This is a genomic window from Robertmurraya kyonggiensis (genome assembly GCF_005116465.1).
GTDB lineage: Bacteria > Bacillota > Bacilli > Bacillales > Cytobacillaceae > Robertmurraya > Robertmurraya kyonggiensis.
Map to the genome: position 1 here is coordinate 13,914 of NZ_SWBM01000002.1, position 12,614 is coordinate 26,527.

The 12,614-nt window shown below is 38.2% G+C and carries 11 protein-coding genes; 10 read left to right on the forward strand and 1 reads right to left on the reverse strand.

Going from position 1 to position 12,614, the window contains the following annotated elements; all coding sequences use genetic code 11:
* Positions 1-219: 219 nt before the first annotated feature.
* The 7 genes from mnmE (at position 220) to FA727_RS11370 (ending at position 7,953) form a co-directional block, all read left to right on the forward strand.
* Positions 220-1,605 (forward strand): tRNA uridine-5-carboxymethylaminomethyl(34) synthesis GTPase MnmE, encoded by a 1,386-nt coding sequence (gene mnmE, locus FA727_RS11340; RefSeq protein ID WP_136831081.1) that lies wholly within the window; start codon positions 220-222, stop codon positions 1,603-1,605.
* 52 nt (positions 1,606-1,657) lie between these two features.
* Complete coding sequence (mnmG, locus tag FA727_RS11345) at positions 1,658-3,547, forward strand: tRNA uridine-5-carboxymethylaminomethyl(34) synthesis enzyme MnmG (RefSeq protein ID WP_136831082.1); 1,890 nt, start codon at positions 1,658-1,660, stop codon at positions 3,545-3,547.
* A 57-nt stretch (positions 3,548-3,604) separates the two neighbouring features.
* A complete protein-coding gene (rsmG, locus tag FA727_RS11350; protein WP_136831083.1) occupies positions 3,605-4,321 on the forward strand; it encodes a 16S rRNA (guanine(527)-N(7))-methyltransferase RsmG in 717 nt (238 codons plus the stop codon).
* Between the two features lie 123 nt (positions 4,322-4,444).
* Complete coding sequence (gene noc, locus FA727_RS11355) at positions 4,445-5,320, forward strand: nucleoid occlusion protein (RefSeq protein WP_136831084.1); 876 nt, start codon at positions 4,445-4,447, stop codon at positions 5,318-5,320.
* A 213-nt stretch (positions 5,321-5,533) separates the two neighbouring features.
* Positions 5,534-6,295, forward strand: coding sequence for a ParA family protein (locus FA727_RS11360; RefSeq protein WP_126410923.1), 762 nt, complete (start codon positions 5,534-5,536; stop codon positions 6,293-6,295).
* On the forward strand, positions 6,288-7,148 hold the full coding sequence (locus tag FA727_RS11365; protein WP_136831085.1) for a ParB/RepB/Spo0J family partition protein: 861 nt from the start codon (positions 6,288-6,290) through the stop codon (positions 7,146-7,148). Before FA727_RS11360 ends, FA727_RS11365 begins: the two co-directional genes overlap by 8 nt.
* A gap of 97 nt (positions 7,149-7,245) precedes the next feature.
* Entirely contained in the window at positions 7,246-7,953 is a 708-nt protein-coding gene (locus FA727_RS11370; RefSeq protein WP_136831086.1) for a DUF554 domain-containing protein, read from the forward strand.
* A 48-nt stretch (positions 7,954-8,001) separates the two neighbouring features.
* Here the strand turns inward: FA727_RS11370 and yyaC are convergent, their stop codons facing one another.
* Positions 8,002-8,631, reverse strand: coding sequence for a spore protease YyaC (gene yyaC / locus FA727_RS11375; RefSeq protein ID WP_136831087.1), 630 nt, complete (start codon positions 8,629-8,631; stop codon positions 8,002-8,004).
* 195 nt (positions 8,632-8,826) lie between these two features.
* On the opposite strand from yyaC, the gene FA727_RS11380 reads away from it, so the two are divergent.
* From FA727_RS11380 to ychF, 3 genes are all read left to right on the forward strand, one after another.
* The gene (locus FA727_RS11380) at positions 8,827-9,024 is read left to right on the forward strand and encodes a DUF951 domain-containing protein (RefSeq protein WP_126410919.1); all 198 of its coding nucleotides are present in this window, start codon (positions 8,827-8,829) and stop codon (positions 9,022-9,024) included.
* 226 nt (positions 9,025-9,250) lie between these two features.
* A complete protein-coding gene (locus FA727_RS11385) occupies positions 9,251-11,263 on the forward strand; it encodes a molybdopterin-dependent oxidoreductase (protein WP_136831088.1) in 2,013 nt (670 codons plus the stop codon).
* 111 nt (positions 11,264-11,374) lie between these two features.
* Positions 11,375-12,475 carry a redox-regulated ATPase YchF gene (gene ychF, locus FA727_RS11390; protein ID WP_136831089.1) on the forward strand — a complete coding sequence of 367 codons (1,101 nt, stop codon included), beginning with the start codon at positions 11,375-11,377 and terminating at the stop codon, positions 12,473-12,475.
* The last annotated feature ends 139 nt before the right edge of the window (positions 12,476-12,614 follow it).

Here is a 12,614-nt window from a genome sequence, read left to right on the forward strand (position 1 = left end):
CTTAATTTCGAGTAGGGTGTTTTTTTATGTCTGCAAATGGTTCGTGGATAAGGGAGTTTTATTGTTATTCACATGTGGATAAGATAAAATAAAGCATATTGACGATAAAAACATGTGGATAACTAAGGAGAAAGGCTTTTTCTGAAGAAAAGCATGTGCTATTCTATAATTTTGGAATAGGTATTTATAGATTTTGTTTGACGAAAAGAGGTGTCAAGGGTGCAATTAGATACAATCGCAGCAATATCAACTCCAATGGGAGAAGGCGCAATTGCTATTGTACGTTTAAGTGGTGAGCAAGCAATCGAAATTGCAGGAAGGCTTTTTCAAGGAGTTGGTGGGAAGAAGCTAACGGATGTTGCATCCCATACCATACATTATGGGCATTTAATCGATCCACGGACAGAAGAGGTTGCTGAGGAAGTAATGGTTTCTGTGATGAAGGGGCCAAAAACTTTTACAAAAGAAGATGTAGTTGAAATAAATTGTCATGGTGGCCTCGTTTCAGTTAATCGTGTGCTACAGCTTGTCTTAAATGCAGGAGCAAGATTGGCAGATCCAGGTGAATTTACAAAACGAGCTTTCTTAAATGGGCGGATTGATTTATCCCAAGCAGAAGCGGTTATGGATTTAATTCGCGCGAAAACGGATCGGGCTATGAACGTGGCATTGGGTCAAATGGAAGGGCGATTATCGCGATTAATTTCAAGACTTCGTCAAGAAATTTTAGAGACGTTGGCTCATGTGGAAGTAAATATTGATTATCCTGAGTATGATGATGTGGAAGAAATGACACATCAACTTTTAATAGAGAAAGCACAATATGTAAGAGAAGAAATTAAGAAACTCTTACAAACTTCCCAACAGGGAAAAATTTTACGAGAAGGACTTTCGACTGTTATTGTCGGACGACCTAATGTTGGAAAGTCGTCCTTGTTGAATAGTTTAGTGCATGAGAACAAAGCGATTGTAACAGATATTCCTGGAACGACCCGTGATGTCATAGAAGAATATGTGAATGTAAGAGGAGTACCTTTGAGACTTCTTGATACGGCTGGAATTCGTGAAACGGAAGATATTGTCGAGCGAATTGGGGTCGAACGTTCAAGGCAAGTTTTAAAAGAGGCGGATTTAATTTTACTTGTTCTGAATTACGCGGATGATTTAACAGTAGAAGATGAGAATATTTTTAAAGCGGTTGAGGGAATGGACGTTATCGTCATCGTGAATAAAACCGATTTACCTCAGAAAATCGATTTAGATCGTGTGAAAGACTTAGCGAAGGATCATAAGCTTGTGACAACATCATTGCTTGAGGATGTTGGGATCGATGAATTAGAAGAGGCAATTGCTGCTTTATTCTTTGCAGGCTCGATTGAGGCAGGAGACATGACGTATGTATCGAATAGTCGCCATATCGCCTTGTTAAATCAATCTCTAAATTCAATCGAGGAAGCAATTACAAACGTTCAAGCAGGGGTTCCGATCGATATCGTTCAAATCGATTTAACAAGAACGTGGGAGCTTTTAGGAGAAATTATCGGTGAAAGTGTACATGAGAGCTTAATCGACCAGTTATTCTCACAATTTTGTTTAGGGAAGTAAATAGAAACAGAAAATAGTGTTATTTATAACGTAGAAGCTAGGAGGCAGCGTAATGCAATACGAGGCTGGAAATTATGATGTCATCGTCATTGGTGCTGGTCATGCGGGAGCGGAAGCAGGATTAGCAGCAGCTCGTCAAGGTGCGAAGACTTTGGTATTAACAATCAATTTAGATATGGTAGCATTCATGCCGTGTAATCCATCTGTTGGTGGGCCGGCAAAAGGGATTGTTGTAAGGGAAATCGATGCCTTGGGTGGAGAAATGGGCAAAAACATCGATAAAACATATATTCAAATGCGCATGCTCAATACAGGAAAAGGACCTGCTGTACGAGCATTGAGAGCTCAAGCAGATAAATTTGCCTATCAGCATGAAATGAAAAAGACAATGGAAGACGAACCGAACTTAACCCTAGTACAAGGGATGGTTGAGCAATTAATCATCGAAGACGATACATGTAAAGGGGTTATTACGAAAACGGGTGCGAAATATACGGCTAAAACGGTTGTTATTACGACAGGTACCTTCTTACGTGGGGAAATTATTTTAGGCGAACTCAAATATTCAAGTGGTCCGAATAATCAGCAGCCTTCCATTCGACTTTCTGAACACCTAGAAGAGCTAGGATTTGATCTTGTTCGTTTTAAAACAGGAACACCTCCGCGTGTAGACAGTCTTACGATTGATTATAGTAAAACGGAAATTCAACCTGGTGATGATGAGCCAAGGGCTTTTTCTTACGAAACAACGAAATATATTACGGATCAGCTACCATGCTGGTTGACGTATACGAACGAAAAAACGCATCAAATTATTGATAGTAACCTGCATCGTTCACCTATGTATTCCGGTATGATCAAAGGAACTGGTCCTCGTTATTGTCCATCGATTGAAGATAAGATCGTTCGCTTTAATGATAAGCCGAGACATCAAATTTTCTTAGAACCTGAAGGTAGAAATACGCAGGAAGTATACGTCCAAGGACTTTCTACAAGCTTACCAGAGGATGTACAGCATAAGATTCTACAAACACTTCCTGGTTTAGAAAATGTGCAAATGATGCGTGCTGGCTATGCGATTGAATATGATGCGATCGTACCGACACAGCTTTGGCCAACATTAGAAACGAAGAAAATTAAAAATCTCTATACAGCTGGCCAAATTAACGGAACATCTGGATATGAAGAAGCAGCTGGTCAAGGCCTAATGGCTGGCCTTAATGCTGGAAGAAGAGCTCTTGGAAGAGATGAAGTGATCCTAAGTCGTTCAGATGCTTACATTGGTGTATTAATCGATGATTTAGTAACAAAAGGAACAAATGAACCTTATCGTCTTTTAACATCACGTGCTGAATACCGACTTCTTTTAAGACATGATAATGCTGATTTACGTTTAACGGAAATTGGTCATCAGGTTGGCTTGATTAGTGAAGAGCGTTATCAAAAATTCTTGGCTAAAAAAGCGGCAGTTGAAGCGGAAAAGGAAAGATTACAATCGATTATTATTAAGCCAAAGCAAGAAGTGCAAGAGCTTATTAAGAGTCAGGGTGGAAGCGAGTTGAAGGATGGGATTAAAGCCATTGATTTGCTGAAGCGTCCTGAAATGAGTTATGGACATATTGCCCAAATCGTTCCGAGTGAAGTGGAATTAGATGATGAAGTAACAGAGCAGGTTGAAATCCAAGTGAAGTATGAAGGGTATATTGAAAAATCTCTTCAGCAGGTTGAACGTTTAAAGAAAATGGAAAACAAAAAGATTCCAACCGATATCGACTACGATGCGATTCCGAGTCTTGCTTCTGAAGCTAGACAAAAGCTTAAGAAAGTACTTCCTCTTTCGATTGCACAAGCATCACGTATTTCAGGAGTAAATCCTGCAGATATCTCCATCTTGCTTGTTTATTTAGAACAAGGAAGAATTGCTAGAGTTTCGAATGAATAGGAACCTTTAAATAGGTTCCTCTCTTTTCGTATTAATAATTAGGAAAGGGTTTGACCGATGAAAACGGAAGAATTTCTAGGAATGCTGCATGAGAAAGGGATTGACCTTTCACCTGAGCAAATGTCCCAATTTGAGACATATTTTCATACGCTAGTAGAATGGAATGAAAAAATGAACCTAACGGCGATTACGAATAAGCCAGAGGTTTATTTGAAGCATTTTTATGATTCTATTTCTGCAGCCTTTTATTTTGATTTTAAAAGACCAATACATATTTGTGATGTTGGAGCAGGTGCTGGATTCCCAAGCGTTCCAATCAAAATAGCCTTCCCTGACATACATGTGACCATTGTTGACTCTTTGAACAAGAGAATTACCTTTCTCGAGCATTTAGCCAAGGAATTAAAACTAGAAAATGTCCGTTTTATCCATGATCGTGCGGAAACCTTTGGTCAAAATAAGGATCACCGCGAGGCCTATGATGTCGTAACAGCTCGTGCAGTAGCGAGACTTTCAGTTCTAAGTGAGCTTTGCCTTCCTTTAGTGAAGGTTGGCGGGAATTTTGTAGCGATGAAGGCTGCGAATGCGAAAGAAGAAATCGAGGCGGGAAAAAAGGCGATTACTACCCTTGGTGGGAAAATGAAGGATTTCCACTCCTTTACCTTGCCACTTGAAGAAAGTGAACGAAATATTATCATTGTGGACAAAGAGAGGCCCACTCCAAAGAAATATCCTCGTAAACCAGGTGTTCCGAATAAGACTCCGATTGAATAAAAGGAAATGTCCTACCTTTTTTGGTGAAAGTATGGCATAATTTTTAGTAGAGTTTCATGCAGGAAACAAGCTTTTAATAGAGAATTAATTAGTTAGGGAGTTTCGTAAAGGTGGTGCAAAGTGATGAAGCAATCTTTCTCACGCTTTTTTGGCCTGGGCGAAAGGGAAGACCAAACTGAAATAGAAGTAGGCGAACAAACGGAATTTGTCGCGCACGAAAATCGTGAAGAGATCCGCAAGATCCCGATAGATGATATCGTGCCCAACCGTTTTCAACCTAGAACGGTTTTTGCTGAGGATAAAATAGAAGAGTTATCTCGTACCATTCATACTCATGGTATTATCCAACCAATTGTGGTGAGAGAATACGAAGAGAATAAGTTTGAAATCATTGCCGGTGAACGTAGATGGAGAGCAATGAAAATGCTTGGTTGGGATACAGTCCCTGCCATCGTCAAAAATATGAATGATACAGAAACGGCTTCAGTAGCCTTAATTGAAAATCTTCAAAGAGAAGAGCTTTCTCCAATTGAAGAAGCAATTGCATACGGAAAATTACTTGAACTTCATAATTTAACGCAAGAGGCGCTTGCTCAAAGACTTGGGAAAGGTCAGTCCACTGTTGCCAACAAGCTTCGTTTGCTTAAATTGCCGCAAGAGATTCAGGACGCTTTATTAGCTAAAGCAATTACAGAGAGACATGCACGTTCCTTAATACCATTAAAGGATCCAGCCAAACAAATTCAATTGCTTGCTGAGATTATTGAGAAGAACTTAAACGTTAAGCAAACAGAAGAGCGAGTTGTAAAACTGTTAGAGCAACCAAAAGATAAAGTTAAACCAAAGCGGAAAGCATTTAGCAAGGATATGCGTATTGCTGTAAATACGATTCGCCAGTCTTTAACAATGGTTTCTGATAGTGGAATCAATTTAGATTCGGAAGAAGAAGAATTTGAAGAATACTATCAATTTACAATCAAAATTCCAAAGAAAAAGTAGCTTACTGAACTAATTTTTTTATCAATATGAGTCGATTTTTAGGAGAGAAATTAAACATTTTGTTTAGTTTCTCTTATTTTTTTGTCGTTAAATATAATCTGGAAAACAAAAATATGATTCTCTTTTCTTTTTTCATGATAAAATAGAATACATGATTGCTAGTTTGTATATAAAGAGGCAAAAAATAGTAGGGAATTGAAGGTAGGTGATACCGTGGGTAAAATTTTATCAATTGCAAATCAAAAAGGGGGAGTTGGCAAAACAACCACCTCCGTTAACTTAGGCGCCTGCTTAGCATATATAGGGAAAAAAGTATTATTAGTTGATATTGACCCTCAAGGAAATGCAACGAGTGGGGTAGGGTTAGAGAAAGCGGATATTGATCAATGTGTCTATGATGTATTAGTAGATGATGTTGAAGCAGTAAAGGTTATTCGACCAACCGGCGTGGAAAATCTTTTCGCTATCCCTGCAACGATTCAGCTTGCTGGAGCGGAGATCGAACTTGTTCCAACGATTTCAAGAGAGGTTCGCTTGAAGAGAGCGCTAGAAGAAGTAAAGGATCAATATGATTATATTATCATCGATTGTCCTCCATCTTTAGGACTTCTTACGTTGAATGCTTTAACTGCCTCTGACGCTGTTTTAATCCCTGTTCAATGTGAATACTACGCTTTAGAAGGATTAAGCCAATTGCTTAATACCGTCAGACTTGTACAAAAGCATCTAAATCAAGATTTGAAAATTGAAGGTGTTTTGTTAACAATGCTTGATGCACGTACGAACCTTGGTTTACAGGTCATTGAAGAAGTGAAAAAATATTTCCAGGACAAGGTTTATCAAACTGTTATCCCAAGAAATATTCGTTTGAGTGAAGCTCCGAGTCATGGAGAACCAATCATCATCTATGATCCTAAATCTCGAGGCGCTGAAGTGTACTTAGACTTAGCAAAGGAAGTGGCTGTAAATGGCTAAAGGATTAGGAAAAGGATTAGATGCTTTTTTTGCTAATATGGAGCCTGAAAAAGAAGAGGTAGTAAGAGAAGTTAGTTTAAAAGAGCTTCGTCCGAACCCTTATCAACCACGGAAAATCTTTGATAAAGAAGCCATCGAAGAATTAAAAAATTCGATTTTAGAGCATGGTATCTTACAACCGATTATTGTGAGAAAAAGCATTAAGGGTTATGAAATTGTAGTCGGAGAACGTCGCTTTAGAGCTGCATCAGAAGCGAAGCTTGAAAAAGTACCGGTTGTTGTTCGTGACTTATCTGAGCAACAAATGATGGAGTTAGCTATTTTAGAAAATCTTCAGAGGGAAGATTTGACGCCAATTGAAGAGGCAGCAGCTTATCAGTTACTTATGGAAAAGCTTTCGTTTACACAAGAACAGTTGGCAAAACGACTTGGCAAAAGTAGACCGCATATTGCAAACCATATTCGGTTACTTTCATTGCCTCCACAAATTCAGCAACTCATCTCTGATGGGAAAATTTCAATGGGCCATGGTCGTGCGCTATTAGGGCTTAGAAAAAAAGAAAAGATGAATCCTATTGTTGATAAGATTCTTAAAGAAGGATTAAATGTTCGTCAACTAGAGCAATTAATTCAAGAAATAAATGAAAATGTTTCACGTGAAACAAAGAAAGCAAAACCGGAAAAAAATGTCTTTATTCGTGCCCAAGAATCCTTCCTGCGTGAAAGATTTGGGACAACCGTCAATATTAAGCAAAACAAAAATAAGAAAAAGGGAAAAATTGAAATTGAATTTTTCTCATCAGAAGATTTAGAGAGAATACTAGAATTGCTAGAATCGAATCAATCTTCATAAGCCATCTTAGGATGGTTTATTTTTATGGTGATTTGAGATGTATTTTTGAGTGATCTCTATTCATAAACGAAATTTATACAACTAAAGGTGAGACAGAATGTTTTTATTAGGAACCATTGTGAATGGATTGCTCATTATTATCGGAACTTTGTTAGGAAAACTGCTCCATCGCATCCCAGAAGGTGTAAAGGGGACAGTCATGCATGGAATTGGTCTTGCTGTTGTTGTCTTAGGTGTTCAAATGGGTCTTAAAAGCTCCAATTTCTTAATCATTATCATAAGTCTAGTTTTCGGTACGGTAATTGGCGAATTTAGTGATTTAGAGGGGAAACTCAATAGGCTTGGGGACTGGATTGAATTAAAAATAGGTAAGGGGAACGGACAAGGGAGTATCTCTCAAGGTTTCGTTACTGGAACACTTATCTTCGTAATCGGTGCGATGGGAATCATCGGTGCTCTTGATAGCGGAATAAGAGGCGATCATGCAGTATTATATACGAAGTCGATTATCGATGGATTTACAGCGATTATTTTGACAACTACATTAGGAATTGGTGTGATTTTCTCTGCTATTCCTGTGATGGTATACGAAGGATTAATTGCGTTATTTGCCACGCAAATTGACCGCGTTGTTCCTCAAGCATTGATGGATAGCTTTATTGTCGAAATGACTTCAGTAGGTGGTGTCATGATTTTTGCCATTGGTCTCAATATGATCGGAATTACGAAAATACGTGTTGCCAATCTACTACCTGGAATTTTGGTCACTGCAGTAATTGTGACTGTCATGTATTTCTTTGCATAAGTATTAAGAGAGACTGTCGAACGACAGTCTCTCTTAATTTTAATATATTTATCTTATCTGTTCCTGATCCCATTCTAATTTTAAATTCGACCAATTGTTCTTAGGGTGGTAAGTAGTACTCGCTTCATATATGCCATTTGCAATCACCTTTGCCATTTTTAGCACTAGGTTTAATCGAGTATTTTGTAAAACGAAAAACTCCATGAATCCACTCACATTAACGATGCCAGTAATATGAAGTTCCCCAACGTCAGGTAATTCCTTTTTGACACCTGCTCCAGGCTTTACAGGACCTTCACCAACTTGAATAGCTCCTACACTTTTCAATCTCCCCAAACACGCGTCAATCCCAATAATAATTGGGTTTAAGTGCTTTGCTTCAATTTCTTTCATTTTTTCTTCTAAATTGACAGCATGAATAGGATCTTCAAGTGTCCCATACACATGAAAGGGTGCAATTTCTTTTTCTTCTAAAAGTGTCCCGATTAGTGGACCTAATGAATCTCCAGTGGAACGATCTGTACCGATACAAACAAATACAACTGGACGATTGACTACTCTTACAGGTAATAATGAAACGAGCTCAATGGCGATTTTCTGCGATGCCTTTTGTTCATCAAAGAAAATTCGTGACTCTGAATCATTGCCTTTATCAAACAAGCTAGATTTTAGATTCATTGGTTCCACTCCCGAAAAATTAGTAGTAACAGTATATGGAAAAATAGTGAAATCTATACGTACTAGTTTTGAATCTCGCAGAAATAGTGGGAGAAAAATTTTTGAATCTAGTGGACAAGCCCTACAAACTTTCATGAAAAATTGCTAAAATAGTTATATTGTATAAAAGGAAGTAGTTATGAAGGAGTGATCACATTGGAACAAAAGGAATTCGGCCTAAATGACATAGTAGAAATGAAAAAACAACATCCTTGCGGTACAAATCGATGGAAAATCATCCGTTTAGGAATGGATATTCGAATTAAATGTGAAGGTTGTTCCCACAGTGTGTTAATTCCTCGAAAAGAGTTTTCACGTAAATTAAAAAAAGTATTAGTGAAGCATGAAGAGTAATCTTTGTGCTTTTTCTTTATCCATTTATTCTTGCAAAGGTTGTTTGTTAAAATCTTAAGGCCGATTTTAACGTAGAAATATATATATTATGCTTATTAGTTTGTCTGCAAGGTTTTTTTCTTTGAAAAAAACCTTAATGGTCCATTTTGGATGGCCCTATTTCGTTGTAGAAATTTCATAATTGTATTATTCTTAGAAAAATGAAGGCGGATGGAGGGGAGTAAATTTGTCTAAGGTGTATACATCTGCATGTCCGTTAAATTGCTTTGACAGCTGTGGATTTAAAGTCGTAGTTGAAGATGGAAAAGTAACGAAGGTAGACGGAGATGAAACTCATCCGATCACAAAGGGAAAGATCTGTGGTCGTGGCAGAATGCTTGAGAAAAGAACGAATTCTTCTGAGCGATTATTATATCCTCTGAAAAAAATAGATGGAGAGTTTACTAGAATTTCATGGAAGCAGGCTTTGGAGGAAATTTCCGAGAAAATGAAGACTTTAAAGGCTGAACATGGTTCTACTTCGATTCTTCATAGCCATGATTATGCGAACGGTGGATTGCTAAAAAATCTCGATAAACGCTTTTTTAATTGTTTTGGTGGGGTGACAGAATTAATTGGTTCTATTTGTTGGGGTTCTGGAATCGAAGGTCAAACATGGGATTTCGGTGATGCCTATAGTCATTCTCCTGAAGATATTTTCAATAGCAAGAACATCATTGTTTGGGGAAGAAATGTAGCAAGAACGAACTTGCATCTTTTTCAAGCCTTGCAGGAAGCAAAAAAGCGTGGTGCGAACCTAATTGTAATTGATCCGATTTTTAACGCTACTGCCAAAATTGCGCACGATCATATTACTGTGAAGCCAGGGATGGACGGATTATTGGCAGTAGGAATTATGAAGGAAATGCTACGTCTTGGGCTCGAAAACCAGGAGTTTATCCACAATCATTCAGTTGGTTTTGATGATTTGCTGGGATTATTAAATGGAGTTTCGATTGAAGAAATTGCAGAGAAAACGGAAGTATCGGTTGAAAAAATAACACAGCTTGCTTACGTATATGGTGACAGACCTACATCAACCTTTATTGGTTTAGGCATGCAAAGATATGAAAATGGAGGCAACACCATTCGCCTAATTGATGCGCTTGTAGCGATAAGTGGAAATATTGGTATTGCAGGTGGCGGAGCGAATTATGCACATAAACAGGTTGGACAAAGCTTTGACGTAGCGGAACTGTCATTAGCTAACGAAAAACAAGAGCATCGTTACTTTACGATGATGGAGCAGGCGGAGAAAATTCTTTCCGCAAAAACGCCAGAAATTAAAATGATCTTTGTGACATGCGGAAATCCTTTAACACAGGTTCCAGATACAAATGTCGTGAAAAAGGCATTCTCCTCTGTCGAAACACTTGTTGTGATCGAACAATTTATGACGGACACAGCAGAAATGGCTGATTATGTCCTACCAACAACAACAGTCTTTGAAGAAGAGGATGTTTACTACTCATCGATGTATCATGCCTATGTAAATTATGGACCACAGCTTGTATCGGCACCAGGGGAGGCGAAATCGGATCTATGGATCTGGAGCGAGCTGGCAAAACGATTAGGCTTTGGTGAGAAATTTAACTATACACGCGTACAATTTTTAGAAATCGGCATGAAGGGTCTAATTGAAAAAGGACTGTCTCTATCTCAGCTGAAAGAGATTGGTCATGCTGAGCTGCTGGTTGATGAAATTCCGTGGAATGACTTTCATTTTAAAACGCCAAGCGGTAAATATGAATTTACATCAAAGCGTGCTGAACAAAAAGGCTTATCAGGTCAATTAACTTTAGCTTTACCAAAGGAATCGAAATGGACAAATGTTGAGCTAGCAAAAAAATTCCCATATCAGTTATTAACCATTCATCCATTGCGTTCCAATCATTCTCAGCACTATCATTTGCTTTCACCTGAGCCAAAAGTTCGTGTGGAAATCTCCGAAAATATTGCCGAACGGTTGCAATTTAAGGATGACGATTATGTCCGCGTATGGAATGAACGGGGAGAAATTTTTGGTTATGTCACTGTTTTGAAGCAGGGCGTGCATAACGATATTGTTAAAATTGATGAAGGTATTTGGGCTAAATTTGGCGGCTCTGTAAATCAATTAACATCTAGCCAAGTGTCAGATAATGGTTTGGGTAGCATTTTATATGATTGCTTAGTTAATATTGAAGCGGCCAATGAATAATGGATGTTACCTTGTCTTTTAGGAGGGAACTCTCTATAATTGGTTAAGGTTAATTATTTTGAGAAGAAAATGATTTATTATTTTGCATATAGATATGAGGAGTGACTTTGGATGGCCTTAACGGCAGGGATTGTAGGTTTACCGAACGTTGGAAAATCTACTTTATTTAACGCAATTACACAAGCAGGAGCAGAATCGGCTAACTATCCTTTCTGTACAATTGATCCGAACGTAGGGATCGTAGAAGTTCCTGATGAACGTTTAACAAAATTAACAGAATTGGTTCAACCGAAAAAGACTGTTCCAACAACCTTTGAATTTACAGATATTGCAGGAATCGTAAAGGGTGCAAGTAAAGGGGAAGGTCTTGGAAATAAATTCTTGGCTAATATCCGAGAAGTAGATGCGATTTGCCAAGTAGTTCGTTGTTTTGAAGACGAAAACATCACACATGTTTCTGGTATAGTTGATCCTTTAGACGATATTGAGACGATCAATTTAGAGCTTATTTTAGCTGACCTAGAATCTGTTGAAAAACGCCTTGCTCGTGTTGGGAAATTAGCGAAGCAAAAGGATAAAGAGGCAGTTGCAGAACTTGAAATTTTAGAAATGCTAAAAGAGGCTTTTGAAGCTAGTAAACCAGCAAGAACAGTTGAGTTCACGGATGAGCAATTTAAAATTGCAAAAGGACTTCACCTTCTTACGATTAAACCAATGCTGTATGTAGCAAACGTTGGGGAAGATGATGTTGCGGATCCATCTGCAAATGAATATGTTCAAAAGGTAAAAGAATTTGCGGCACAAGACAATGCTGAGGTTATCGTGATTTGTGCTAAAATTGAATCTGAAATTGCTGAACTTGAAGGGGAAGAAAAAACAATGTTCCTTCAAGAGCTTGGAATTGAAGAATCAGGATTAGACCAATTAATCCGTGCATCTTATCATTTACTTGGACTAGCTACTTACTTCACTGCTGGAGTTCAAGAAGTTCGTGCTTGGACATTTAGAAAGGGTATGAAAGCACCACAATGTGCTGGAATTATCCACTCTGACTTTGAAAGAGGCTTTATCCGTGCGGAAACAGTTTTCTATGATGATCTGTTAGCAGCAGGAAACATGGTCGCTGCAAAAGAAGCTGGAAAAGTTCGTTTAGAAGGTAAAGAATACGAAGTAAAAGATGGCGACATCATTCACTTCCGTTTTAATGTATAATAGTTTTCTAAAACATCCTGTCCAAAACAGGGTGTTTTTTGTTGCTCTTGTACTTTTGTCATATGTATGTTATAATTTCTTCTTGTGAGTAATGAATATTGCTCCTTGCCCTATTGAAGGGCCGTTAGTCCAAAAGGAG

Excerpts from the sequence above, each read along its gene's own strand:
- mnmG (WP_136831082.1), top strand. The coding sequence starts at position 1,658 with ATGCAATACGAGGCTGGAAATTATGATGTCATCGTCATTGGTGCTGGT.
- rsmG (WP_136831083.1), top strand. The coding sequence starts at position 3,605 with ATGAAAACGGAAGAATTTCTAGGAATGCTGCATGAGAAAGGGATTGAC.
- noc (WP_136831084.1), top strand. The coding sequence starts at position 4,445 with ATGAAGCAATCTTTCTCACGCTTTTTTGGCCTGGGCGAAAGGGAAGAC.
- FA727_RS11365 (WP_136831085.1), top strand. The coding sequence starts at position 6,288 with ATGGCTAAAGGATTAGGAAAAGGATTAGATGCTTTTTTTGCTAATATG.
- FA727_RS11370 (WP_136831086.1), top strand. The coding sequence starts at position 7,246 with ATGTTTTTATTAGGAACCATTGTGAATGGATTGCTCATTATTATCGGA.
- yyaC (WP_136831087.1), bottom strand. The coding sequence starts at position 8,631 with ATGAATCTAAAATCTAGCTTGTTTGATAAAGGCAATGATTCAGAGTCA.
- ychF (WP_136831089.1), top strand. The coding sequence starts at position 11,375 with ATGGCCTTAACGGCAGGGATTGTAGGTTTACCGAACGTTGGAAAATCT.